The 25,136-nt window shown below is 59.4% G+C and carries 23 protein-coding genes and 2 pseudogenes; 16 read left to right on the top strand and 9 right to left on the bottom strand.

Going from position 1 to position 25,136, the window contains the following annotated elements; translation table 11 throughout:
• Nucleotides 1-79 precede the first annotated feature (79 nt).
• Nucleotides 80-289 carry a TOBE domain-containing protein gene (locus tag ACSQ76_RS17780; protein ID WP_437157598.1) on the top strand — a complete coding sequence of 70 codons (210 nt, stop codon included), beginning with the start codon at nucleotides 80-82 and terminating at the stop codon, nucleotides 287-289.
• Here the strand turns inward: ACSQ76_RS17780 and ACSQ76_RS17775 are convergent.
• Genes ACSQ76_RS17775 through ACSQ76_RS17760 form a run of 4 tightly spaced genes read right to left on the bottom strand, consistent with a single transcriptional unit; the run spans nucleotide 244 to nucleotide 3,317 of the window.
• Nucleotides 244-1,068, bottom strand: a complete 825-nt coding sequence (locus ACSQ76_RS17775; protein WP_437158230.1) for an ABC transporter ATP-binding protein — start codon at nucleotides 1,066-1,068, stop codon at nucleotides 244-246. The genes ACSQ76_RS17780 and ACSQ76_RS17775 overlap by 46 nt on opposite strands.
• Nucleotides 1,068-2,090: a FecCD family ABC transporter permease gene (locus ACSQ76_RS17770; protein ID WP_437157597.1), complete on the bottom strand. Its 1,023-nt coding sequence runs from the start codon at nucleotides 2,088-2,090 to the stop codon at nucleotides 1,068-1,070. The genes ACSQ76_RS17775 and ACSQ76_RS17770 overlap by 1 nt, the downstream gene beginning before the upstream one ends.
• On the bottom strand, nucleotides 2,063-3,091 hold the full coding sequence (locus ACSQ76_RS17765) for an iron ABC transporter substrate-binding protein (protein ID WP_437157596.1): 1,029 nt from the start codon (nucleotides 3,089-3,091) through the stop codon (nucleotides 2,063-2,065). The genes ACSQ76_RS17770 and ACSQ76_RS17765 overlap by 28 nt, the downstream gene beginning before the upstream one ends.
• A 1-nt stretch (nucleotide 3,092) precedes the next feature.
• Complete coding sequence (locus tag ACSQ76_RS17760) at nucleotides 3,093-3,317, bottom strand: hypothetical protein (RefSeq protein WP_437157595.1); 225 nt, start codon at nucleotides 3,315-3,317, stop codon at nucleotides 3,093-3,095.
• A 482-nt stretch (nucleotides 3,318-3,799) separates the two neighbouring features.
• On the opposite strand from ACSQ76_RS17760, the gene ACSQ76_RS17755 reads away from it, so the two are divergent.
• From ACSQ76_RS17755 to ACSQ76_RS17730, 6 genes and pseudogenes are all read left to right on the top strand, one after another.
• Entirely contained in the window at nucleotides 3,800-4,204 is a 405-nt protein-coding gene (locus ACSQ76_RS17755; protein WP_437157594.1) for an AraC family transcriptional regulator, read from the top strand.
• A 267-nt stretch (nucleotides 4,205-4,471) separates the two neighbouring features.
• On the top strand, nucleotides 4,472-4,792 hold the full coding sequence (locus ACSQ76_RS17750) for an ATP-binding cassette domain-containing protein (RefSeq protein WP_437157593.1): 321 nt from the start codon (nucleotides 4,472-4,474) through the stop codon (nucleotides 4,790-4,792).
• A gap of 20 nt (nucleotides 4,793-4,812) precedes the next feature.
• Nucleotides 4,813-5,550 carry a CBS domain-containing protein gene (locus ACSQ76_RS17745; RefSeq protein ID WP_437157592.1) on the top strand — a complete coding sequence of 246 codons (738 nt, stop codon included), beginning with the start codon at nucleotides 4,813-4,815 and terminating at the stop codon, nucleotides 5,548-5,550.
• 1 nt (nucleotide 5,551) lies between these two features.
• The gene (locus tag ACSQ76_RS17740) at nucleotides 5,552-6,289 is read left to right on the top strand and encodes an ABC transporter permease (RefSeq protein ID WP_437157591.1); all 738 of its coding nucleotides are present in this window, start codon (nucleotides 5,552-5,554) and stop codon (nucleotides 6,287-6,289) included.
• A gap of 36 nt (nucleotides 6,290-6,325) precedes the next feature.
• Entirely contained in the window at nucleotides 6,326-6,457 is a 132-nt protein-coding gene (locus ACSQ76_RS17735) for a hypothetical protein (RefSeq protein ID WP_437157590.1), read from the top strand.
• Nucleotides 6,458-6,469: 12 nt separating this feature from the next.
• A pseudogene (locus ACSQ76_RS17730) lies at nucleotides 6,470-7,165 on the top strand (glycine betaine ABC transporter substrate-binding protein); the annotation flags it as partial.
• Here ACSQ76_RS17730 and ACSQ76_RS17725 read toward each other — a convergent pair.
• From ACSQ76_RS17725 to ACSQ76_RS17710, 4 genes are all read right to left on the bottom strand, one after another.
• Nucleotides 7,162-7,977 (bottom strand): putative phage abortive infection protein, encoded by an 816-nt coding sequence (locus tag ACSQ76_RS17725; protein ID WP_437157589.1) that lies wholly within the window; start codon nucleotides 7,975-7,977, stop codon nucleotides 7,162-7,164. The pseudogene ACSQ76_RS17730 and the gene ACSQ76_RS17725 sit on opposite strands and share 4 nt — an antisense overlap.
• A 97-nt stretch (nucleotides 7,978-8,074) precedes the next feature.
• Nucleotides 8,075-10,450 (bottom strand): AAA family ATPase, encoded by a 2,376-nt coding sequence (locus ACSQ76_RS17720; protein WP_437157588.1) that lies wholly within the window; start codon nucleotides 10,448-10,450, stop codon nucleotides 8,075-8,077.
• 570 nt (nucleotides 10,451-11,020) lie between these two features.
• Nucleotides 11,021-12,637, bottom strand: coding sequence for a gamma-glutamyltransferase (gene ggt, locus ACSQ76_RS17715; protein ID WP_437157587.1), 1,617 nt, complete (start codon nucleotides 12,635-12,637; stop codon nucleotides 11,021-11,023).
• A 19-nt stretch (nucleotides 12,638-12,656) separates the two neighbouring features.
• Nucleotides 12,657-13,256 (bottom strand): cupin domain-containing protein, encoded by a 600-nt coding sequence (locus ACSQ76_RS17710; RefSeq protein ID WP_437157586.1) that lies wholly within the window; start codon nucleotides 13,254-13,256, stop codon nucleotides 12,657-12,659.
• 143 nt (nucleotides 13,257-13,399) lie between these two features.
• Between ACSQ76_RS17710 and ACSQ76_RS17705 the strand changes: the two are divergent.
• The 9 genes and pseudogenes from ACSQ76_RS17705 to ACSQ76_RS17665 all read left to right on the top strand — a co-directional run.
• Nucleotides 13,400-14,778 (top strand): annotated as a pseudogene (locus ACSQ76_RS17705) (hydantoinase/oxoprolinase family protein); the annotation flags it as partial.
• Nucleotides 14,779-14,913: 135 nt separating this feature from the next.
• Nucleotides 14,914-15,417: a hypothetical protein gene (locus ACSQ76_RS17700; RefSeq protein ID WP_437158229.1), complete on the top strand. Its 504-nt coding sequence runs from the start codon at nucleotides 14,914-14,916 to the stop codon at nucleotides 15,415-15,417.
• Entirely contained in the window at nucleotides 15,414-17,081 is a 1,668-nt protein-coding gene (locus ACSQ76_RS17695; protein WP_437157585.1) for a hydantoinase B/oxoprolinase family protein, read from the top strand. The genes ACSQ76_RS17700 and ACSQ76_RS17695 overlap by 4 nt, the downstream gene beginning before the upstream one ends.
• Nucleotides 17,081-18,367 (top strand): NAD(P)/FAD-dependent oxidoreductase, encoded by a 1,287-nt coding sequence (locus tag ACSQ76_RS17690; RefSeq protein ID WP_437157584.1) that lies wholly within the window; start codon nucleotides 17,081-17,083, stop codon nucleotides 18,365-18,367. Before ACSQ76_RS17695 ends, ACSQ76_RS17690 begins: the two co-directional genes overlap by 1 nt.
• 118 nt (nucleotides 18,368-18,485) lie before the next feature.
• Complete coding sequence (locus tag ACSQ76_RS17685; RefSeq protein ID WP_437157583.1) at nucleotides 18,486-19,607, top strand: C4-dicarboxylate TRAP transporter substrate-binding protein; 1,122 nt, start codon at nucleotides 18,486-18,488, stop codon at nucleotides 19,605-19,607.
• A gap of 61 nt (nucleotides 19,608-19,668) precedes the next feature.
• A complete protein-coding gene (locus ACSQ76_RS17680) occupies nucleotides 19,669-20,208 on the top strand; it encodes a TRAP transporter small permease subunit (RefSeq protein WP_437157582.1) in 540 nt (179 codons plus the stop codon).
• Between the two features lie 62 nt (nucleotides 20,209-20,270).
• Nucleotides 20,271-21,578, top strand: a complete 1,308-nt coding sequence (locus tag ACSQ76_RS17675) for a TRAP transporter large permease (RefSeq protein WP_437157581.1) — start codon at nucleotides 20,271-20,273, stop codon at nucleotides 21,576-21,578.
• A 33-nt stretch (nucleotides 21,579-21,611) separates the two neighbouring features.
• Nucleotides 21,612-22,286: a cysteine hydrolase family protein gene (locus ACSQ76_RS17670; protein ID WP_437157580.1), complete on the top strand. Its 675-nt coding sequence runs from the start codon at nucleotides 21,612-21,614 to the stop codon at nucleotides 22,284-22,286.
• 218 nt (nucleotides 22,287-22,504) lie between these two features.
• The gene (locus tag ACSQ76_RS17665; protein ID WP_437157579.1) at nucleotides 22,505-23,731 is read left to right on the top strand and encodes an MFS transporter; all 1,227 of its coding nucleotides are present in this window, start codon (nucleotides 22,505-22,507) and stop codon (nucleotides 23,729-23,731) included.
• 120 nt (nucleotides 23,732-23,851) lie between these two features.
• Here the strand turns inward: ACSQ76_RS17665 and ACSQ76_RS17660 are convergent.
• A protein-coding gene (locus ACSQ76_RS17660) for an IS3 family transposase (protein WP_437155805.1) occupies nucleotides 23,852-25,041 on the bottom strand; the annotation gives its coding sequence in 2 pieces (ribosomal slippage) (nucleotides 23,852-24,780 and nucleotides 24,780-25,041; 1,191 coding nt in all).
• Nucleotides 25,042-25,136 lie beyond the last annotated feature (95 nt).

Below are 25,136 nucleotides of genomic sequence, written 5' to 3'. Positions count from 1 at the left end.
AATCCGCGCGGGGTTGTTGAAATCGGGGCCGTGCTTCATATCGTCAGCACGAAATTCACAATGACAGGAGACACCCGCCATGAAACTCAGCGCACGCAACAAGATGCCCGGAACCGTGACCGCCATCGACAAGGGTGCGGTCAACGCCACCGTGCTGATCGACCTGGGCGGCGGCACCACCGTGACGGCGATGATCACCAATGCGTCGGTCGAGGAGTTGGGGCTGGAGGTCGGCAAGACGGCCTACGCAATCGTCAAGGCGTCGGACGTGATCGTCGGGTCCGACTGAAGGTGAAGGGACGGCAGGCAGACCTTTCGGCCTGACCCGGTGGTCTCAATGGTCACGGGAATACCGTAAACCGTGCTCAGGTTGTGCGCGGTCAGCACCTCGCTGGCCGTGCCGTCGGCGATGATCCGGCCCTGGTGCATCAGCAGCACGCGGGCATTGAGCGCAAAGGCCTGGTTCGGGTCATGGGTCGACAGGATGATTCCGCGCCGCTCGGACGACGCGCCCTGCGCCAGCCTTGCGATCCGCGCCAGCACCTGCACCTGGTTCCCGAAGTCGAGGCTTGCGGTGGGTTCGTCCATCACGATCAGCGGCGTATCCTGCGCCAGCGCCCGCGCAATCAGCACAAGCTGCCGCTGACCGCCGGACAGGCGCGAATAGTCTCGCGCCTCAAGGTCGCCGATCCCAAGCTGGTCCATCGCGTCCAGCGCGGCATCACGATCCGCCTTGCCCGGTTGGGCAAACGGGCCCAGCCGCGCGGTGCGCCCCATCAGGACCACCTCCAGCGCCTCGAACGGGAAGGGCGGGGCATGAGCCTGCGGGACATAGGCGATGCGCCGGGCAATCTCGGCGCGGCGCTGCGCGGTGACGGGTGTGTCCCCTAAGCGGACCTCACCGGCCAGCGGCGGTAGCAACCCCAGCAAGGTGCGGAAGAGCGTGGTTTTCCCGCACCCGTTAGGGCCAAGCAGGCATAGAATATCTCCGGCCTGAACCGACAGGCGCAGTTCCGCGCCCACCTGCGCGTCTCCGTATCCGATGGCAAGGTCCCGCGCCTCCAGCATCACGACCAACCCCGCCGGCCCTGGGCCAGCAGCCAGACGAAGAAGGGCGCGCCGATCACTGCGGTCAGGATACCCAGCGGCACCTCGGCCTGCGCCATTGTGCGTGCGGCCGTGTCGACGATCAGAAGATAGCCCGCGCCGATCAGCACCGAGGCCGGCAGGAGCCGGCCAAAGCCGGGGCCGACGAGCATCCGCGCGATATGCGGGATCACCAGCCCGACCCAGCCCACCACGCCCGCCAGCGCCGTGACGCTCGCGGTGATCAGCGTGGCGGAGGTGATTACCAGGAACCGCGTGCGCCCGGCCTCGACCCCCAGCGCGCGCGCTTCCTCATCCCCCAGGCTGAGGACATTGATCCGCCACCGCAGCAGAACCAGCGGTATGAGGCCGGTCAGCACCATGGGCAGCGCGGGCCGGATGTCTTCAGAGGTGATCGCGGCCAGCGAGCCCAGAAGCCAGAAAGTGATCGCCGGCAACTGGTCATAAGGGTCGGCCGTCACCTTGAGCAGCGACGTCGCCGCCCCGGCCAGCGCGCCGATCACCACGCCGATCAGCACCAGCGTCAGCGTGCGGTCAGTGTTGCGCACGAGGGAGGCAACCAGCATCACGAGGCCCACCGCCGCCATGCCGCCGACAAAGGCCGACACCTGGATCGCCGCGACCGGCAGCGAAAGGAAGATACCGGCAACCGCGCCCAGGCCCGCACCCGCCGAGACGCCCAGGATATCCGGCGACACCAGCGGGTTGCGAAACAGCGCCTGGTAGCTGGCCCCCGCCGCCGCCAGTGCCGCGCCCACCAGCATCGTCGCCGCGACGCGGGGCAGGCGGATGTTCCACACGACGACCTCTGCCTGACGGTCGCCTTGGCCCAGCAACGCTGCCAGCGTCTGGCCCGGGGACAGGCCATAGGGGCCTATCATGATCGCGCCGAAGGCCAGCGCGGCCACGCACAGGGCAAGGCCGCCGGCCAGGGTCAGGCCGGGTTTTGAGCCTCTCAGTTCAGCGGTCGTCCCTCGGCCCATTCGAGCAGCCTTTCAAGTTCTTCGTCGCTCAGGTCGACATGATAATAGAGTTCGTAGAAGGCGCGGGTCTCCGCGCGCAGATCGCGCTCCCACCTGTCAGGATAAAGCAATCCGGCCATCCATATCAGGCCCATCATCCGGTTCAGTGATGGCGGCCGGTCGATCCAGCCGAAGGGGGCGGTGGGCGACAGAAAGACGCGCCCATCATCGACCGCGTCGATCCCCTGCCACAGCGGGTCGTCGAAGACGGTACTATGGAAATGTGGGTCCCACGTCACGATGGTGTCCGGGTTGGCCACGATCACCTGTTCCATCGACGCCTGCACCAGCCCGCGCGTGGCGCCGCCGTCGTCGGCCACGTTGCGCCCGCCCGCGCGCTCGATGATCTCGGTGTTGATCGACCCTTTCATGCCCGTCTCCAGCCCCTCGGGACCACGGGCCAGATAGACGCGAGGGCGGTCCTCTTCCGGGACGTCCTCGAGAATGGCGTCGATCCGGCCAAACGTCGCCTCGACATCCTGGGCCAGGGCGTTGCCGCGCTCCGGCACGCCGAGTGCCTCGCCCAGAAGGCGTAGTGCCTCTGGCGTATTCTCGAACCGTCCGTCGATCAGGATATAGGGGATGCCGGTCTGGTCCTGCACCCGGTCGGCGAGGTCGATATAGGTGTCCCGGACTGAGCCGAAATCGAGGATCAGGTCGGGCGCGATCTGCAGCACGCGCTCCAGGTTCGCCTCGCCGCCGCGCCCGGTCAGACGGCCGGTTTCGGGCAGGTCGCGATAGGGTGCGGCGATATACGCGCGCTCCTCGGGGCGCAGGGCACGGGGCCAGCCTGTCATCGCCTCGGGCTTCATGACGTAAAGCAGGATGGCGGCCGGTGGACCGGCGGCGAAGACGGTGGTCACGTCCTCGGGGATTTCCACGACGCGCCCGGCACTGTCGGTGATCGTGCGGGCCTGAACCGGCAGCGCCACCAAAATCATCACAATAAGCAGATATCTCACGTCACTCTCCTTTCGACACCGCGGCGGCGTCGACACCGTATTTCAGCCGGTCCTGACGTGGGCAGTCCTCGCGCTGCATTTGAGGTGTGCGGATGATTCCGATGAACTGGAGCGAGGCATGGGCAGGCGGCGACGTCGCGACCGTAATCTCGCCGGGCAGGGCAGGGTCATGCCACTCGTGGGCGTGTCGTAAATTTTGCAGTCTCAAGCAAGGCGCAGGGAACATGTCAGCTTTCCTAGGTAAATAGCCTCTCTTTTCAGGAGCTGCCGTGGAGCTTCGTCCATCATGTCGCATAGTGTGCAATGGAGCGGAGGATTTGCAAGTTGGTAAATTTTGCATTCTTCGAGAAAAACCGCACGACAACGACAGACAGGATGTGTTCGGCTACATCGAGATGTTCTGTAACCCGAAACGCAAGTCGCCTAAGCTTCAAAACTTAAATTTAGTTAACACCAGGTACAGTGCACATTCACGAGAATCTCTTTGCCGCCGGCGGCAAACTCACTGAAACGGTTGATTTTTGGCCTTTGGGTCTCGCCATCACCGGAAAAAATGCGACTCCTTGGTAGAAAAAAGGTGGTAAGCAAGGCATTACGGCAAGTTAGAAAAGAAGGCAGCGCGACGCGATGCATTCTCCTCAAGCTTCATATCTGAAAGCGACCGAACAGCCTTTCGTCGTTTCCTGCTTTCTCGTACCCGGCTTTTCGATGCTTGCCCTGAGCTCCCTGATCGAACCCCTCAGAAGCGTGAACCGGCTGTGCGGCGAAGACCGCTATCGGTGGGTTGTAACGAGTACGCAAAAGGGCCCCGTCAGCGCCAGCAACGGGCTGGAGATCAAGGCCACACATGATCTCGACGCCTTGCCCGAGGCGGACCTGACGATCATCGTGGCCAGTCTGGGACTGGAGCACTTCGCGGGGGCCAAGCTGTTGAGCCACATCCGCTGGCTTCGCCGTCAGAACCGCATGTTCGGCGCGATCAGCAACGGAACCGTCCTGCTGGCACAAGCGGGTGTACTGGAAGCGCGGAAGGTCACCGTTCACTGGGAAACGCTGGAACCCTCGTTGCGGCTTACCCGGACCTGCAAGTCAGCTCCGAAATGTTCCAAATAGACGGCAATGTCTTTACCGCCGCCGGGGGGGCGGCATCCATGGACATAATACTGGACCTAATCGCAAGCCGCGAGGGACGGTCTGTCGCCGCCGATGTGGCCGAGCAATTCCTTCACGGGGCGATCCGGCCGTCGACCGATGAACAGCGGCCTGACCTGAGGTGGCGCTACAGGCTCTTCGACAAGCGGCTCGAGAAAGCTATCATGACGATGGAAAAGAACTGCATAAAGCCTATCAGGATCTCGGAGTTGGCCCAACGGTCAGGTTGTGGCCGCCCGCGATGTCGACATGGAAGTACCCGCCGGGGAAATCTGCGTGTTACTGGGCCCGTCCGGCTGCGGCAAGACCACGGCGCTGAAGATGATCAACCGCCTGATCGCGCCTACCTCCGGCAAGATCTACATCGGGGATGAGGACACCTCGACGCTGAACGATGTCGAACTGCGCCGTTCAATCGGTTACGTCATCCAGCAAATTGGCCTCTTTCCCAACATGACGATCGAGGAAAACATCTGCGTGGTCCCGAAACTGCTGGGCTGGGATCGCACCAGGGCGAAGAAGCGCGCGGCGGAACTGCGGACCTTGTAGGACTCGACGCGAACCTCTTTTTGAAACGCTATCCCAAGGAGTTGTCGGGCGGTCAGCAACAGCGCGTCGGCGTGATCCGCGCCCTGGCGGCCGATCCGCCGGTTATGCTGATGGACGAGCCGTTCGGTGCCATCGACCCGATTAACCGTGAGGTGATCCAGGACGAATTCCTTAAGATGCAGGCCGAGATCAAGAAGACGATCATGTTCGTCAGCCACGACATCGACGAGGTGGTCAAGATGGCCGACAAGATTGCCATTTTCAAGGACGGAGTGATCGAACAATACGACAGTCCCGACAACGTGCTGGCGCATCCCTCGAACGCTTTCGTCGCGGATTTCGTGGGGGCGGACAGGACGCTGAAGCGGCTGCGCCTGGTCACGGTCGAGCAGGTGACCGACACCGATGTGCCGTCCGTGTCGCGCCATGCCAAGGCGAAGGACGCGCTGACCATGCTGGAAAGCAGCGGCTCAGAGCTGGCGGTCGTCATCGACGGCGACCATCGCCCGGTCGGCTACGTCAACGCTCAGATGCTGGAAGGCGCCCGCGGCTCGGTGCAGGAACTGGCGCGGTCGCTGCCGGCAACCGTGCCGCATCACGCCGATTTGCGCGCCGTCGTATCGGAAATGTTCGCCAACGACGTAATGTGGCTGACCTGCGTCGATGACAGCGGTCGCTATACCGGCGTGGTGACCCAGCCTGCCGTCACCGGCGCGCTGGGCGAGACCTATCGCAAGTCATCGAACAAGGCGGCCTGAGATGAGCGCAAAGGCAAGACCTCACGCCACGAAACGCTCCGCGCGGATTTTCCCGTGGCTTTTGCTTGGCGCGGGCGTCCTGAACGGGTGCTCGGGGATCATCGACCAGATCCTGGCCTACTGGGATGACATCACCTATCTGACGCGGCAGCACGTCGTGCTGGTGGCGGCCTCGGGTGGGGCGGCGATCGCGATCGGCGTGCCGATCGGCATATGGCTGTCGCGTCCATCGATGGCCCGTGTGGCCGAGACGATCATGCAGATATTCAACATCGGCACGACCATTCCGACGCTGGCGGTGATCGCCCTTTCGATGACCCTGCTGGGCATCGGCTTTGCCCCGGCCTTTTTCGGCCTTTTCGTGGCGTCCCTTCTGCCCATCGTACGCAACACCTATGCCGGTCTCCTGGCAGTGCCCGCGCATTTGAAAGAGGCCGCGCACGGCATGGGCATGACGCCCGCGCAGATCCTGTTCCGGGTCGAATTGCCCAATGCGCTTTACGTCATCTTCTCGGGCATCCGCACGGCGCTGGCGATCAATGTCGGCACCACGCCGCTGGCTTTCCTGATCGGTGGCGGCGGGCTGGGAGAACTGATTTTCACCGGTATCGACCTCATGGACACCGGCATGCTGTTGGCCGGGGCGATCCCGACCGCCGCGCTGGCCGTGCTGGTAGACTTCCTGGTCGGGCAGGCACAGCTTTGGCTGATCCCGAAAGGCGTTAACCCATTGCGCTGATAGCGCAAAACAAGACAACCAAGAAAGGAAAAGGCAATGTTTGCAAAATTTGCCAAAACAGTCTTCGCGGGCGCGTTCATGCTCGCCGGCGTCGCCCATGCAGAAGAGATCGTGGTCGGCGGCAAGAACTTCACCGAAGAGCAGCTTCTGTCGTCGATGACGGCCTAGCTTCTCGCGGCCAACGGTTTTGAGGTGGACAACCGCGCCGGCATGGGCTCGGCCGCTGTCCGCCAGGCCATGGAAAACGGGCAGATCGACGTCTACTGGGAATACACCGGCACTTCGCTGATCACCTACAACGAGGAAAAGCTGAACGCCGACGAAACCTATACCCGGGTCAAGGAACTGGATGCCGAGAAGGGCATCGTCTGGCTCGAACCGTCTGCGGCCAACAACACCTACGCGCTGGCCATGCGCAAAGCCGAGCCCGAAGAACTGGGCATTACCACGCTCTCCGATCTGGCCGCCCGCGTACAGAACGAGAATGACCTGACGCTGGCGTCGAACGCCGAATGGTATGCGCGGCCCGATGGCTTCAAGCCGCTGCAAGAAACCTACGAGTTCGACATGAGCCGCGACCAGGTGAAGCGGATGGACACCGGCCTTGTCTACGAGGCACTGAAGAATGGCGACGTGAACGTCGGGTTGGTCTTCGCCACCGACGGCCGCATCCCCGCCTTCGACTTCGTGACGCTGGAAGACGACAAGGGCTTCTTCCCGGCCTACGCCCTGGCCCCTGTCGTGCGCGATGAGGTGCTGGAAGCGAATCCCAAGATCGGCGAGCTGCTGAATGCACTTGGAGAAAACAACCATCCATTGCAGGCGAGTGCCATTCAGCCTGCCCAGCTTCCTGCCTGTTTTTTCCGATTGCGTTAGAAGGATGAGCGGATGTTTTTGGAGTTGTACTTGGGATTGCCGCCGAACGCCTTCTCATCCATTAAATCCGCGTGGCTATCCTCCAACAAGCGCACTGTCGGCAAATTGTCGAAAAGCTCATACTTGATTGCATACTCGCGGAATTTTTTCCCCTGCTCGGATAGACAGTTGTAATACAGCAGCAGAAGCTCTTGATCTGACAGCTGGGCCCTTAGAAGTTTGGCATGATATACTTCACGCGCGGGACTTTCATCAAGGAAACGGAAGGTATTGAACAAGAAACGAAAGTAGTGCCCCAACTCAAGCTGATGGTCCTTCCAAAAGTTGAAGTATGATAGCCTCAATATGGCGTCTCCTGAGTGTAACTTTCCCCCTTTTTCCTTGTTTTCTCGGTAGATCTTATTGAGGCGAGTGTAAAAAACGCGAAAGCAGTCACGGCCGCTACTCTCCATGCCGTTAGCTTTATTGTAAAGGTCAATCGAGTCAACTATCGCATTGAAAGTACTTAACATCTGAAAGAAAGCCACCTCAAAATTCTGCTTTTCGATTGACGTGATCTGCTTCTCCAACGCGTCGGCGGAGCGTTCCAGCTCTCGCCTGGTGAGACCAAGTTCAAGACGTTGCAGGAAGATTGAAAGTAGAACGCCAGTAAAGGCGAAAAATGTCAGTATTGGGTTGAGTGTGCCGCCTATGAAATCTCCCCAACCTCCTTTCGCCAACGCACCCTCTGGGTCGGCCAACGCATAGCGGAATACAAACACAGAAATAGCTATGCCCAGAAAAAACAGCATGAGTAAGGAAATGCCAAACATGTAGCTCCTCACATTTGCGAAGCTGCGTTTAACAATTGGCCACATGAGAAACCTTCTGATTTACTGCTTTCATATCATTCATGATGATGCACATCGATCACCGACATTCCACAACTTCAAGGTGAGACCAATCTGCGGCGTACGCTTTGCATTCGCCGTCGCGACCAACGTTGAGTTCGATAACGGCCTCGGGCGGTATCCGCGTTTCTTCAACCAGCAAGGCCAGTCTTTCGCCACCAGCGGCGATCTTTTGGGAGGATGAATCGGTGAAGCTGAATTCATCGCTGAGCGCTTGAGAACCCTTGCGGATCGTCGCGGCCAGTTTCGAAGGTAGTAGGTCCTCAAGCTCTTGTAGCTTCGTCAGAGCTTGATTGATCTGCCCTTCAGTTCCATCCCGCAAAACCTGTTCCAATGGTCCCAGGTCGGAACTGGGGCGAACACTTGCCCGAACAGTTCCTTTTAGCTTTCTGCTGACCTTCTTCGCGGCCTTCTCAAGGTCACGATAGGCTTTTCGGTCAGCTTTTTCCCATTCATCGACTATGCCCTGTCGTGCCTTTAGTTCGGCCGCCAGTTCCGAAACAGCCTGATCCTTCTCCCCTTGCTTCGGTTCAAGAACAGCGACCTGATTTTTCACAGTCAGGTAAGCGTGGGGATCGAAACCATCACCCTCCAGTTCTTTCTTGAGCGACTTGTACGTCGCCTCAACAGCATCGGCTTTTGGCCGCCACTCAGATCGTATAGCAGCCAAACCGGCGGCTGCATTTTGAGCCGCTTTTGCAATCACCTCTGCCGCTTGCACTTTGGCGTCGTGCATTTCCTGCGCAATCGCTTGGGTCTTGGCCAAGTCATCCCTGTGTGGGAGTTTCACTTCTTTTTCTGGCGGCAAAACGGTTGATGCGGTTTCTCCGTCCGGCTTTAGCGCTTCTCCCGCTTTTTCAAATCCCGTTATTGCGTTGGAGAAGTCGTCGAGTATTCGTTGTTCATGCTGGACAGATGCCTGTTCTTGCAGGCGTGTCGCAAGCTCGGTCTCTTCGAAGCGTTTGAGTTGTTCCTTGAGCCCCGGCAGAGTGGCCAAAGCAAGGTCCAATTCGGCGATTTTTTCGTCCAGGTCCGTGATTTTCTTTCGAGAGCTTCGGAAGCGTTCCCTGATCCCGTCCTCACTGATCGCTGCTTCGTTATCAGTGCCGACAAAGCGCCCAAGCAGTTCGGCAAGCTGTCCTTTGTGCCTCGTGATCTCAGAAATCTCGTGCTGGCCGTAAACCTCCAAGTCAGAAATTATGTCACAGGGCTTCAGGTCAGCCACGATTTCGCCCGACTGATTTCTAACTCGGGCCTCCTGTTTGTAGGCTCGCTCAATAAGGTAGTAGCCGGGCGACGGGCTTGGCGAAAAGATCAAGACGGAAACCGCTGAACGTGACCCCAATAGATGCTTGATCATCGATTCATGACTCTTCGCGGCATCCGCACCCAACGGTGGTATGTCGAAGGCGAAGCGCAGGCTTTCAACGATTGTGGACTTGCCAGCGCCACGACCGCCAATCATCACATTCAATCCAGCATTCAGCGCAACGTACTGTCCATCGAGTAGGCCGCCATCCCAAGTGACGGCGACAACTCGCGCGAATTCAGCTGGTACGTCGTCCGAGTTGAGCATGATCCGGCTTTCACCATCGAGAAAAGCCTGCCGCAAACCTTCTATCGAGACCTCTGTCATTTTTAGTAGGGTCGTATTGCCGGGTTTCGCGAAATCCCCCGGTGCTGAAACGTCAGATGCGTTGACAAAGCTGACGGGCCGGTCTCGTTTGTGTGCTCCATCTTTGTTGAAGCAAATTTGCCTGTATTCAGTCGGCACATCACCAAGCGGTCCAGGGATAGCTGACGCCAAATGCAATGGCGACTTCCATGCATTCATGCGCGTCTGACCAGAAAGTTCTTTCAGCAAGCCACTGCTTTGGGTCACGTGCGCTGAAATTGTGATGCCTCCACGCTCATTTACAACTTCGAGTATTTCCTCGAATCCTTTGCGTGCTATAGGTGAAGGATCGTCGCGATTTCGAATGTCGCAGGCACCCACATTCTCATTCATATCGGTGCCAGATGTTCCCAGTGGAAAGAGGCAAAGTATGTGTACACCCTCAGCGGAATTTGCTTCGAAGCCGGGAAAAACCTTGATCCCGGCATCTTCCAACTTCGCTCTGAGGTTCTCGGAATCGTCAAAACAGAAGTGATCGGTAAGCGCGACCACATGCACACCATTTTCTTGGCATGTCTTGACCATCGCATCATTGTACTGGTCTTCGTCTGTAAAACCATTCGTTTTGGAATGACGACTTCCATAAGCGAAAGGGTTCACCTGAAAGGCGCATTTCACGTATTGGCTGCCGTCTGAGGAGGTCAATGCATCCTTGATGCCTTGTGGCGTTGCTCCGTGGGCAGCCAGTGTGGTCAGCATAGGATCTATAAGCTTTTTCATTGAACGACTTTATTGCAACGGCTTAGCGGGAATGGGTCACGCGATCATTGATGAGGCATAAGCCCCTTGCATGTAAAGGTTGCTTTCTTAGGCCAAAGCGAACGTCGGCTTTGACACATGAGCCTTTGTCGTCTTGCTTAAGCAGCGAAGGTCGGCTTCCCGCCCTTTTCATCGTGCGCCGTTGCGATCATCATCGATGGGTCCTTCTGGGCCCCTCTCTGCACGCGGGTAATTCGCACCGCGTGGCATCTGACTGTAATGAAGTTCAAGTCCGTTGAGATTTGGGTTCTTGTTGTTGTCTTCGTTCGGACGGCAACCCCACAACAGCTTTCGGACTAGAGGTTAGTCCTAAACTGGACGGATCTGCGGAACTCAACCTACACATTGCTATTTGGAAAGGGTGGACTGACTGTCATTAGCAGCAATTTTTGATTTCTAGAAAAAATGAATTCTTTCAAAGGTATCAAGATTGTATGATTTCCGCTGTGCGGACAAAGTGGTTGTTCGATGCCACTGCGTCATTGTCTGCCTTGATCGTTTGCGCGAATAGCAGGCTCCTTGGCTGTGTTTTCAGGGTAAAGCCATGCCATCAGTAGCGGGATCGGCGCCGCCTTCGAGGCCAGTTTCCGCGATACGGATGCCATGGACCCAGGCAATCCCATAGCTTCGCGCGTCGCGGATTACCTCGTATCCCAGCGCCTCGAGTTCTTCGGTAACTGATCTTGGTATGCGATTGACCACGTCGATGGCGTTGCTTGTTGCCGAGAAACGCGGCCGCGTCACGGCTTCAGACATCGAGCAGTCGAAATCCAACACGTTCAAAACGGATTGTAGGACACCCATCGCGATTTGCGTCGCGCCCGGGGCGCCGATGACGACATAGGGAGCCCCGTCCCGGAAGATGATTGATGGACATACCGAACTGAACCTTGCCTTCCCTGGCGCAATCGAACCAGCCAGACCGGGGCGCGGATCGAAGACGCCCATACATCCATTGTACATGAAACCAAGGCCATCGGTAATGACGCCCGACGGCATCCCCAAGGAATGCGTCATCGAAACACACATCCCGTCGCCATCGACGATAGAAATCTGCGTTGTGTCGCGGCACTGGCCGGCGGGGTCGAAACGCGGAACATCGGCTTTTTCGCCGCTTTTGATCCGGTCGGCCAATTCTGCCGCATAGTCTTCCGACAAAATACGGTCAGCAGGTACGTCGACAAAGTCTGGGTCGCCGATGAAGCGGTCCTTGTCTATCGTGGCATACTTCATCGCCTCGGCGACCGTTCTGACGTAGTCCGCGCTGTTGTGGCTCATGGGCGCCAAGTCGAACCGGCCAAGGATATTAAGCATTTGCGCGAGCATCAGGCCGCCGCCCGGCGGCTGGTTGGTGGTGACGGTGAAGTCCCGGTAGCGGGAGGTCAGCGGCGGGTTGATCTTCGCGTCATAACATTCGAGATCACGCGCTGACAGCAGTCCGCCATGCGCTTGCATGTCCTCTGCGATGCTGGCCGCGATTTCGCCCTTGTAAAACGCGTCTGCGCCCTCATCAGCGATCTGGCTGAGGGTCTGGGCGAGGTCGGGATTGATCACTCCGTCGCCAACCTGTTTCGGGCTGCCGTCTTCCCGGCAATAAAGTGCACGGCTGGCGGGCGTGTGGGCGATGCGGTCGGAATTGGCCACACGTCCCATGCGGGAAGGTTCCGACCAAAACTCACTTACATGCGGTCGGACGGCCCAACCTTTCTGCGCCCAATCTATCGCATGTCGGACTAGCTCTGCCCATGGCATAGTACCGTGGCGTTCGTGCGCCGTGGCATAGGCCCGCAACGAGGCGGGAACGCAGATGGATTGATAGCCGATGTCATTCACTCGGTTCTTCAGGACGAAGCCATATCCATCGCGCGCCTCTCCTTCGATCAGATCGCTCCACATCTCATCGGTGGCGGCGCCCGGAGCGGGGGCGTGAAAGTCTATATATTCATGTTTACTCTTGAGCGGATCGTACACAGCCATGCTTCCAAAACCGGCGATGCCGCACATCAACGGATCGACAACTCCCTGCACGAATGCGGTGGCAATTGCCGCATCGACCGCATTGCCGCCCGAACACAGGATGTCATGACCCGCTTCGGTGGCTTCGGGCTGTGGCGTGACAATCATGCCTTGCTGTGACTTGCGGGGCATCTGGGCTCCTTTTCTGCGATCACTGGGTGTTGATATAAACGACGACGCATTCTGTTTTCCCGCAATTCTCGAACCGGTGCGGGCGGTTGCTGTCGAAACAGAAACTGTCACCAGCGCCGAGGACATAGAAGCGATCCTGGACCTCGAGATTGAGGGTGCCGGAGAGCACAAGACCGAGGTCGAGGCCGGAATGCTCGTAATTGCGGCGCCCCGACATCGCGCCGGGCTTCAGATGCACCAGCATGAACTGCATACCTTCCAATGCGGGGGGTGACAGCATCCAGGCGGTCATGTCTGTGCCTCCGAAAGTCATCACCGGGCGACTGCCCTCGCGGATCACGATACCATCCTCTGCCTCTTCCCCTGAGTTGCCTGTGTCGAAGAAATAGGCGGTCGGCAGGCCGAAAGCATTGGCTAGTTTGCGGACCGTCCGAAGTGACGGGCGGGAGAGGCCGCGTTCGACTTGGCTGATCGTCCCGATGGATAGGCCCGCACGGTCGGCCAGCTGTTGCAGTGACAGGCCGTGTTGCTGCCGTAGGTCTCCGATTCGGTCCGCCAGAACCTTGCCGTCGATCTCTTTAATATTCGGCGGCCGGGCGATTTTGCGTGCTACAACCAAGTCGATCCTCCCGCGGCTCATACTTAAAAATAGGCGTCAAAAGACCAAAAATGAAAATCTTTGCCCATTAGTTTCATTTTATCTTGCCACATCACGACGAAAATGAAAGCTTTTGGTAAATCTTTTTATTTTTGGGGTGAACAATGCGGGTTGGAATTGAAGTCGGGGGAACGTTTACCGACATGGTCGCAGTGGAAGCAGACCGGATCGAGCTTCGCAAAGTGCCATCTACCCCGTCTTCGCCGGATCGTGGTGTCCTGAACGCCTTGGAGGAGTCCGGGGTCGACTGCTCACAGATCAAAGACATCGTGCATGGTTCCACCGTGGCGACAAATGCGCTGCTAGAGCGTAAGGGCGGACGCGTGGCCTTTGTCACCACTGCCGGCTTTCGTGATGTCCTGTTCCTGCAGCGTCACGACCGTCGGAATATTTACGACCTGCGTTACCGGCGGCCGGTGCCGGTAGTAGAGCGGGTGAACTGCTTCGAGGTGGAAGAGCGTATCGACGCACAAGGTCAAATTCTGCAGGCCATAGACCTCGACGCGGTCAAGCGGGAGCTAGTGCCGACACTGAAAGAGGGCAATTACGACGCGGTTGCGGTGTGCTTGCTGTCATCCTACGTAAATCCAGCCCATGAGGAGGCGCTTCTGGAACTGCTGACAGATGCGCTACCGGAGACGGTGATTTCCATATCCTCGCAGGTGACCAAAGAATTCCGCGAGTTCGAACGCGCCTCTACCGTGACACTCGCTGGTTATGTACAGCCCGTGATCGACCGGTATATCGCTAGGCTGGAGCAGTCGCTCGAGGACCTGGGGGTCAAGGCGCGGCTGTCGATCATGCAGTCCAATGGTGGACGCGTTCCGGCCACCGCGATGCGGCGCAACGCGATTGCAGCACTCTTCAGCGGACCGGCGGCTGGTGTGGTCGGCGCGATCAGCCAGGCCGGGCGCAGTGGAGAGCGCAACCTGATTACATTCGACATGGGGGCACGTCGGCCGACGTATGCCTGGTGACGGACGGACGCCCCGGCATTTCACCCGACACCGAGATCGACGGGTTGCCGGTGCGCACGCCGGTCATCGACATCTCGACCGTGGGGGCGGGCGGCGGCTCGATCGTGTGGATCGACGATGGCGGGATGCTGCGCGTCGGCCCCACCAGCGCTGGCGCAGAGCCGGGACCGGCTTGTTACGGCAAGGGCGGCAAAGAGCCCACGTTGACGGACGCCCATGTGATCCGTGGCAGCTTGCGACCCGAGGCCTTCTTGGGCGGAGCGATGAAGATTGACCGCGACGCAGCTGTCGCGGTGTTCAAGCCCGTGGCCAAGGCGTTGGACCTGACGGTGCCCGAGGCCGCGGCGGCGGCCCTGCGGCTAGGGGCGGCCAATATCGTGCGGGCGATTCAGCATATCTCGACCGAGCAGGGAAAGGACCCGCGCGACTATGCGCTGGTGCCCTATGGCGGGGCGGGACCGCTGCTGGCCGCAGAAATTGCCGACGAGCTGGGCGTGAACCGCGTGATCGTGCCGCCCAATCCGGGTGTGCTGTCGGCTTATGGCCTGATTGCATCGGATTTCTCGCGCATCTACGCGGCGACGCACCGTTTTGTGGTGGATGACACGGCGGCGGACAGGGTGCGAGCCATCAAGGCCGAAATGGAGGCAGAGGCGCGTGCCGATTTCGAGACCTTCGAGTTGGGCGGCGACGTGGAGATCGACTTTGTCGCCGATATGCGGTTTGTGGGCCAGGCCTTCGAGGTGCCGGTGGAACTGGACGCAGCCACGCTCGACACGCTGGATGCGGCGAAGCTGGAGGACCTGTTTCAGCAGGCGCACCACCGGATCTTCCTGCATGGCGGCACCGAAGGGCAGAAGATCGAGGCGGTCAGCTTTCGCGTGACGGCCACCCGGCCCATCAGTAGCCTTCCAGCGTTCCGTGAGAAGCCCAGCAAGATGGACCGGCCCGAGACTATAAAATTTGAAACCGTGGACGGCCCGCGCGAAGCTAGCCTGCATTCATCCTCCGAACTGCCGATAGGCGAGGCGGTGCCGGGGCTGGCACTGATCGAGGGCTATTCCTCGACCGTGTACCTGCCGGAAGGCTGGAGCGTCAAACGCGACGAGCATGACAATTTGATGATGGAAAGGAGCCCGGCATGACCGTAAGCGCGATCGACTATGCCGTGATTAGCCAGGCGGTTCTGGCCGGCGCGCGCGAGATGGGCGCCAAGCTGATCCGCTCGGCCTATTCGACCATCCTGCGCGAGGCACGGGACGGCTCGGCGGCCATTCTAGACCGCAACGGCTATACCGTAGCGCAGGCGGAATTGATCCCGATGCAGCTGGGCTCGATCGGGTCGATTTTTCAGTCCTGTGCGCAGCTCTACGACCTTGACGAGGTGTCCGACGACGACTTCTTTGTCGTGAACGATAGCCATTCGGGCGGGCAGCACCTGCAGGATGTGTTCTTTTTTCATCCGATCTTTGTCGGGGACCGCCGGGTGGGCTTTGCCGCGTCGGTGGCGCACCATCTGGATATTGGCGGTGGCAGTCCGGGGCTTTCACCGCATGCGCGTGACGTACATTCCGAGGGTCTGATCATTCCGCCGACGAAATTCTCGATGTCGCGCGACTGGAACGGCGGCCCGCTGGAGCGGATGCTGCGGGCCAACGTGCGTGCGCCCTTGCAGACGATGGGCGATTTTAACGCTCAGATTGCCGCCAACCGGATCGGGCAGAAGCGCGTAGCCGAACTATGCGAACGCTATGGCACCGAAAAAGTTGAACAGGTGATGGCCGATTTCCAGAGCTATACCGAGCGGCGGGTGCGAGCGGGGATCGCGCAGGCGCCGGACGGCGTTTACTACGGCGAATCCGAGATCGACGACGATGGGCTGACCGACAAACCAGTGCGCGTGCGCTCCAAGGTCACAATCGAAGGCGACCAGATCACGGTGGATTACACTGGGACCGACGATCAAGTGGCGACCAACGTGAACGCGCCGTTGGCATCGGCCATTTCGGCCACGATGTCTTGTATCAAGAGCGTCCTTAGCACGCCTGACATTCCGTTTAACGACGGGCTGTGCCGGTCGGTTGAGGTGGTCGTTCCTGAGGGTTGCATCCTGAACCCGCGCTATCCTGCGCCGGTGCGTGCGCGGATGAATGTCTGCTACCGCGCGTTCAACGCCACTATGAAGGCGCTGGCGCAGGCGGTGCCCGAGCTGGTGATCGCGGGGGGCTACGATTCTACTTCGGTTGGTTGCCTGTCCTGGCTGAACAACGGCAAGTATTCGGTTTACCTGGAAGTGTTCGGCGGCGGCTATGGAGCGTCAAGCACCGGTAACGGCTGTGATGCTATCGACAGTCCGCTGGCCAATTGCGCGAACACGCCGGTAGAGGCGATCGACCAGGATTACGAGTTCTTCCGGGTCGAGGATTACCGGCTGCGACCCGACAGTTTCGGCCACGGACGGTACCGGGGCGGCGCTGGGTTCGAGCGCAGTTTCCGTATCCTCAAGGACGGCGCGACCGTGGCGCTTTATGCCGACCGATTCAAGCTGCCGGCCGAAGGGCTGTTCGGGGGCACCGATGGGACCACGGGCGCCTGCGAAATCCATCGCGGGGACGAGGTGATCTCGCTGTCGTCCAAAGACATGCGGGATCTGCGCAAGGGTGATTTGGTTGTCTTCCGGTTTGGCGGCGGTGCAGGTTATGGCTCGCCGGACGAGCGTGCGCCCGAGGCGATCGAAGATGATCTGCGGCAGGGCATGCTGACCGCAAAGGAAGCTGATCGCGCCTATCCCGGGAGGGTCGCCAGCTGATGGCACAAAGCGCCGCGACATTTTTTGACAGCCTTTGGTATGCCGGTAGCGCGGAGCCGGCGCGTGAAGCAGACGCACCCGCCGATGCCGACCTTGTGGTGGTGGGCGGTGGATATACCGGGCTGTCTGCGGCGCTGCATGTCGCGCAGGCGGGCCACAGCGTCACTCTGTTCGAGGCGCGGGAGGTCGGGTTTGGCGCGTCGGGGCGCAATGGCGGGCAGGTGATACCGGGGTTCAAGCATGACCCCGACGCGGTGATCGCCCGGTTCGGCCCCGAGGCCGGAGAGGCGCTGATCCGGTTGGGCGGGGAGGCCGCCGAGCTGGTCTTTGGCCTGATCGCTCGGCACGGCATCGCCTGTCAGCCGCGCCGCAACGGGTGGATCCAGGCCTCGCATTCCGAAATCGCGCTGGAGACGGTAAGGGCCCGCGCCGCGCAATGGCAGGACCGAGGCGTCGACGCGCGGGTGCTCTCGCGCGACGAGATCGCAGAGATGTCTGGAGCTACTTGTTACGCCGGTGGCTGGCTGGACCCGCGTGCGGGACAGATTCAGCCGCTGGCCTACGCGCGCGGGCTGGCGCGGGCCGCGCAGAATGCGGGCGTACGCATTGTGTCCGGGTGCCCGGTTACGGACCTTCGGTCCGACGGTGACGGCTGGCGCGTGACGGCGGCGCATGGGACCACCCGCACGGGCCGCGTGCTTTTGGCGACGGGCGCCTATAGCGACGGCAAGCTGCTGCCGAGCCTGCCGCGCAGCATCTTACGGGCGCAAAGCAATATCGTTGTCACCGCTCCGCTGGAGCCGGCACAGATCAAGGCGATACTGCCTTTCGGCGGCTGCCTGTCGGAGATTCGCAAGCTGGCCTTCTACATCCGCCTGTCCGAGGACGGGCGGCTGGTGATGGGTGGGCGCGGGGCGATCGGCGACAGCCACGGGCTGGCGCATCAGAAACGGCTGGAGTGGGCAATGCGCCGGATGTTTCCGCAAGTGGGCGATTTGCCGGTGGAGTACGTATGGTCCGGGCAGGTGGCGCTGACGATGGATGGCTGGCCGCATCTGCACCAGCCGCAGCGCGGGCTTTATACAGTTTTGGGGTACAACGGCCGCGGCGTGGCAATGTCGACGGCGGTGGGCGCGATGATCGCGGACCACCTGGCCGCGGATGTGCCGCTTTACCTGTCGGAAACACCGTTGCGAGCGATCCCGTGGCACGCGCTGCGGGCGCCGGTGACGCGCATCGGTATCGGATACTACTGGCTGAAGGACAGTCTGGGATTAGCAAGCTGAAGGAGGCAGGATGACATCAAGTGGCGTCGCGCCCGCGTGCGTGACCCGGAGCGAAAAGACAAACCGAAACGAAGCGGGCGCAACCCGCTCTTTCATAAAAAACTGGGAGAAGAACAGAATGAAACAAAGAATTGCATGTGCCCTCGTGGGCGCGACACTGCTGGCCGGAACGGCCCATGCAGAGGAAATCACCGCCAGTGTCTGGTTTCCCGAAACCCATCCGCTGACAGGGGACGGCTACATGGAGCTGGCCAAGACACTGGAGGAAGTCTCAGGCGGGGAGCTGACGATGCAGGTCTACACCGGCACATCTCTGCTGCCGCCTGCGGCGCATCTGTCGGGGTTGCAGGACGCCATTGTCGATATGACCTATCACGCGGGCACCTACACGCCGTCGGACCTGCCCGAGGATAACGTGCTGGCTTCGCTGGGGATCGGCATGAACCAGAGCATGGCCGGGATGATGGCCGTCGCCGATTTCTACATGAATGATCCGGGCATGAAGGCAATGTTCGACCGGCTTGGTGTCGTCTTTCTAGGCTCTTACGCGACACCGCAATACGTGATGATTTGCAACACCAAGGTTACCACGCTGGATGAGATTTCGGGCAAGAAGATCCGCACGCCTTCGCCGGTGCACGCGGCCTGGGTGGAAAGCGTGGGCGGTACGCCCGTCAGCGTGCCGTCCTCGGAGATGTTCAACGGGCTGGAAAAGGGCCAGTTCGACTGCGTATTCAACGCGGCCAACGACCTGAAATCGCGCTCGCTATGGGACGTAGCCAAGCACACGACGCTGCTGGAAGTGGGATCGTATTTCGCGGGCTGGGAATATGCCATGCGGGCCGACCGCTGGCAGGAGTTGAGCCCCGAGCACCGGCGCCTGATGTTGGACGCGATGCCTGACAACTTGGTGAATATTGGCCAGAAGTACCAGGAATCCTCCGATGTTGCTTTGAGCGAGTCAGAAAGCCACGACGTCACGATTTATGAGCCGGGTGACGACCTTCAGGCCAGCCTTGACGAGTTCGTGGCCAATCAGGTGGAGCCGATGGCGTTAGAAACCGCCGAGAATCTCGGAGCGCCCGATGCCGAAGGCCTGGTGTCACGGTTCCAAGAGACCTACGACAAGTGGCAGGGCCTGCTGGAGGGGATCTCGAACGACGACGCCGAGGCACTGAGCGCAGTTCTGGCTGAGAACCTTTATGACACGATTGATGAGTCGAGCTACGGTATCGAGTAACGACAAATGGTCCGGCACGGGAGCGTTTGCTTCCGTGCCGGTAGTCAGGGGGCGAGACGCCATGACACGGATAGACGCATTAATCGACCTTGCGTTGAAGTACCTGTCGGGACTCCTGGCAGTGATTGGCGGGGTCGCGTTGGTCTTGATGATGGTGCAGACCGTGGCGGACGTAATCGCCGACCAGTTCTTTTCCAGGCCGATCCCCGGTAACCTCGAGGTCATCTCGGTGCATCACATGGTACTGGTAGTGTTCTTACCTCTGGCCTTCGTCGAACGACGGCACGAACACATTCAGGTCGACCTTGTTTACCAATTGATGCCGCGTTTGATGCAGCGCTGCACCCTGGTCTTTGGATATCTGATTAGCACCGGATTTTTTGTTGTTCTCGCCTGGCGCACGTGGGGTGACGCCATGAGATCACTTGCCAAGAACGAGATGATGATGGGCAACGTCTACGTCATCATATGGCCTGCCAAATTCGTGCTGCCGATCGGATTTGCAGCAATCGGTCTAGTGGTGCTTCTACACGCTTGGCGCGCAGCGACGGATTCAGCTTTTTCCCCAGAGCCAGCGGCGACGGAAGAAGGCCATATCTGAAAGATGTCCACAGATATTGAACGCCGAATTACGCCGGTGAGAATTTACGAAAGGCTCCTCGCATGAGCAATGTCGACATCGGTTTCATTGGTCTTGGTGTCAGCATCTTGTTGCTGCTATTGCGGGTGCAGATCGGTGTGGCGCTTGGTCTGGTCTCTTTCGTTGGCATCGCGATCCTGCTGAACCTGCGTGCCGCATGGGGCATCATTACCGCGATCCCGTTCAACTTTGTCGGAGACTGGAATCTTACCGCGATCCCGATGTTCCTTTTGATGGGCTTCGTCGCCTCGGAAGCGGGGCTTTCGTCGGGCCTTTTCCGCACGATGCGTTTACTGTTGTCTTGGTTACCTGGTGGGCTTGCCGTTGCCAGCGTCGGCGCCAGTGCCGTGCTGGCCGCGGCCTCGGGATCCTCGGTGGCGACGTCTTCGGCATTTGCGCGCATCGCGACACCGGAGATGCTGCGATATCGCTACGATCCCGGACTTGCGACCGGTGTCATCGCCGCCGCGGGCACGCTTGGTTCGCTCATCCCGCCCAGCATTCTGATGATTATTTACGGGTACGTGGCGGAGGTTTCGGTCGCGCAGCTTTTCGCGGCGGGGGTGGTGCCGGGAATCCTCACTGGCGTGGCCTTCTCCTCGATGATCGTGCTTCGCTGCATCCTAAAACCGTCGCTTGCACCGCCGGTGCGAGAAAAGTTCACAAGGGCCGAAGTAAAGCAGGCGATAGCGGAGACCTGGGCGCTGCCCGTCATCATCCTCGGTGTGCTTATGGGCATCTTCCTGGGCTTTTTCACACCCACGGCCGCAGGCGCTGTCGGCGCCGCGTTGGCAATCGTCGTGGCGCTGCTGCGACGGGCGATGAATTTGGGCGTAATGACCCGAGCGATCCAGCAGACTCTGATCGGAACCGCGAGCATCTTCATGGTCGTCATTGGCACAGCGTTGCTGGGCAAGTTCATGGCTCTGTCTGGCGTTCCGACATTCGTCGCCGAAAGCTTCGTCAGCTTCGGCACCTCCGAGTTGCTGGTCCTGGTGGCCATCGCGCTGCTGTACCTGTTTCTTGGCTGCTTTCTTGACTCAATCGGTATCCTTCTACTCACGATGCCGATCATCCTGCCAATGGCCAACGAGGTCGGCATGGACCTTATCTTCCTAGGCATCATCTTGGTGAAGCTGCTTGAAATCGGCCTTTTGACGCCGCCAGTGGGTCTGAACGTCTACGTGATCAAAGGCGCACTTGGTGACCGCGTAAAGTTGACGACAATTTTTCGCGGCGTCGGGTGGTTCATTGCGGTCGACTTGGTCGTCTTGCTGCTGCTGGTGTCCTTCCCGGAACTGTCGCTTTGGCTTCCGGGTCTGATGGAATAGGTACGCTCGACCAAACTGGAAAGGTATGCTGACTTGACGATCAAGGATTACGATAAGCTAACTTCTCACTCCGGTGCAGCACCCTTTCAACCGGTGGTATTCGACCTGGTTCAAGATCGGACTGTCATGGTCCACATCGATGCGCAGAACGATTTTCTGCACGAAGATGGTGCCTATGCGCGGCAACAAATCAACATCGCGCATATGCAACGTGTTATTGCGCCGATCCGCCGTCTGGTCGAGGTCGGGCGCAGACATGGTATCCCGCAGATCTGGACACGGCACGGAACCCGTGGAGCAGTCGACGCCGGTGCTTTTCACAAGCTGCGCCCTCAATTGGAGCAAGGCGGACTTCGCCAGGGCACTTGGGGGTATCAGCTTCTCGACACTATCGGCGCTCAAGATGAAGATTGGTTCGTCGAGAAGACCCGGCTGAGTGGTTTTTTCCAGACAAATCTGGAGGTGATCCTTCGCGGTCTTAAAGCAGAAACGGTATTATTTACCGGTGTTCTGACGAACCAGTGTGTTGCGGCAACCAGCAAGGATGCGATGTTTCGTAATTTTCAGCCAATCGTGATTGAAGAGTGCACTGGAACGACCTTGCCCAATCTCCATGAGCCGGCGCTTGCAATGATGAAAGTCGGTTGGGCGGAAGTAACTACGCTGGACGACATCTTGTGCCGGATTGACGCCTTGCCTCGTGCATAAAAACGAAGCGCTTAGGTACATATCTTGCTGATAAACGCTGACTGGCTCTGACCAAGGGGGCTGTGAATGAGTGACCTGTTTGAGACTTCGCCGAGCGTAAGCACGAAGTGTTGGAGGTTTCCGAAAGGAACAAAGGAACGTTCTGAGATTCGGCGAAGCCCAGGACGAGATTCTGTTCGCTTGGTAAGGCGCGCGAAGAGTCTCTGCGTGCTTTTCTGATGGCGCATACCGAGGGCAGTGTCCAATACAGCAGGTCTCGCCTAGGATTCGCGATCGCGCTTTTCGCGCTTGCATATTTCTTTTCGCTATTCTTCCGAACGGTCAACGCCGTGTTGTCACCCGATTTGCAGGCAGACCTCCATCTCGATGCGGCCTCGCTGGGCTTGCTGACGGCGGCTTACTTCCTCGGCACTGCCGTTTCGCAAGTACCTATCGGAATTTGTCTCGACAGGTATGGGCCAAGACGTGTTCAGACTTTTTTGCTCATCCTGGCGGCTGTTGGTATCGCGACATTTGGTCTTGCAGCGTCTGTGCCGATCCTGATTTTCGCGCGCTTCCTGATCGGTGTTGGTGTCGCTGGGTGCCTGGTGGCGTGCTACCAAAGCGCGAGCCTTTGGTTGCCCGCACGCAGCCTTCCGCTGGCAAGCGGACTTTTCCTGTCGGTCGGCGGGGTGGGTGCGCTGGCGGCGACGCAGCCAGTCATGATCGCGATCAGACTTACGGATTGGCAGACACTATTCGTGGCGCTATCTGGTATCGTTCTCGCGAACGCTTTCGCGATTTGGTGTGTAGCCGGGGATCCGCCACGGCGTCCGAAAGTATCTCTAAAAGCATGGCGTTCCGGTTTCGGAACGGTACTGAGGAATCGGCGTCTTCTGCGATACCTGCCAATTGCGGCTCTCTGTTTTGGAAGCGGATCCTCCATGCAGAGCCTTTGGGCAGCGCCATGGATGCGCGACCTCGGAGGGCTAAGTCCGGACTCTGTGACATGGTCTTTGACGGCGATGGCGGTCGCTTTGATGCTCGGCTCAGCGCTCGGCGGTGTAGCTGGATCATCGCTTGGTCGTTTGGGGCTTACTTTTCCAAGGTTGATCGTGGGAAGTGCCTGTATCTTCATTACAGCCGAACTCTGTCTCGTGCTTTTCCCGGGCCAATTCGACCTCTTTAGCTGGCTTGTCATTGCGTTTACCTACAATCCGGTGACCCTGGCATACGCCTACGTCGCCTTCTCGCAGGATCGAGCTTTCATCGGTGTTTCGAATGCCGTTATGAATAGCGGAGTCATTATGGCAACATTCATGATTCAGTACGGTCTCGGAGCGATCTTCCAAGCCACGAATGCAACGGAAGAGAAATGGCCGTATCTCTATTCCATGACAGGATTGATATCACTTCAGATCGCAGCTTTGATTTGGTGCTTGGGTGGATCGAGAGGTCAGGCGTAACGCCCTTTATATTAACGTTCCGTTCGCGCCCTTCGCCTCGTATTTGCTGCGATGAACCAGAAATCCTCCGTTGCGAAAACCTCAAATCTGTCCCATAGGCGCTGACCTGCCACTGAACTTTCACCCATCCGGAACCAGAGCCCTTCGGGTTGATACGCCGATTGGCGCAGGTGGAGCAACCGACATCCGCGCGGAGCTTTCAGATGGCGCAGCGCGGGTGTCGGTTGCGGTGAACAGGCGCTCGGCGAACGCCTTGGGCGTCTGATAGCCAAGCGCCGAATGTGGGCGCTCCTCGTTGTAATCTGCTGCCCAGGCACGGATCACGGCGCGCGCATGGGGCATGTTGCGGAACATGGTTTCGTTGAGGAGTTCATCGCGCATGCGCCCGTTGAAACTCTCCACAAACCCGTTCTGCATCGGCTTGCCCGGGGCGATGTAATGCCATTCGATCCCCTGCGCGGTAGCGAAGGTTAAGATCGCGTTACTGGTCAGTTCGGTGCCGTTGTCCGAGACAATCATGCCGGGCTTTCCACGCCGTTCGATCAGGGCCGCCAATTCCCGCGCGACACGCCGCCCCGAGATCGATGTGTCCGGAACGGCCGCCAGGCATTCCCTCGTCACGTCATCGACCACGTTCAGGATGCGGAACCGCCGGCCACAGGCGAGCTGGTCATGGACAAAATCCAGCGACCAGCGCGCATTGGGCCGGGCCTCGACCAGGATCGGTGCCCGGGTTCCTACCGCCTTGCGCCTGGCCCGGCGTTTGCGCACCGCCAGACCTTCTTCTCGATACAGCCGGTAGATACGGTTGATCCCGGAGGGTTCTCCCTCCCGGCGCAGCAGCACAAATAGCCGCCGATAACCGAACCGGCGGCGTTCATTGGCCAGATCCCGAAGCCGCTGGCGCAGCCCGGTCTCGGGCGGTCGCGCGGACCGGTAGCGGATCATCTTGCGGTCCGCTCCAACAATCTGACAGGCCCGCCGTTCCGACAGGCCAAGCCTGGCCCGCAGATGCGCAACGGCTTCGCGCTTCACGGCGGGCCTCACCATTTTTTTGAGAGCAGTTCCTTCATCGCCGCAGCGTCGAGCATCTGCTCCGCCAGCAACTTCTTCAGCTTGGCGTTCTCGTCCTCCAGCGCCTTCAGTCGTTTGGCGTCCGAAACCGTCATCCCACCAAACTTGGCTTTCCAGGCATAAAAGGTGCCTTCCGACATCCCGTGCTTGCGGCACAGATCGGCGCACTTCGCGCCTGCCTCATGCTCGGTAAGGATGCCGATGATCTGTTCTTCGCTGTATCTCGTTCGCTTCATTGTCCGTCCCTTCGTTGGGGCGGACTCTAATTCCAAATGGAGGAAAAATCCCGTGGCAGGTCAGTGCGGCTGAAGAAAGGCGAAGAGCCGCGACA

It is taken from the genome of Roseovarius sp. B08, from assembly GCF_051417955.1.
Classification (GTDB): domain Bacteria; phylum Pseudomonadota; class Alphaproteobacteria; order Rhodobacterales; family Rhodobacteraceae; genus Roseovarius.
This window is presented reverse-complemented; position numbering and strand designations above follow the sequence as displayed.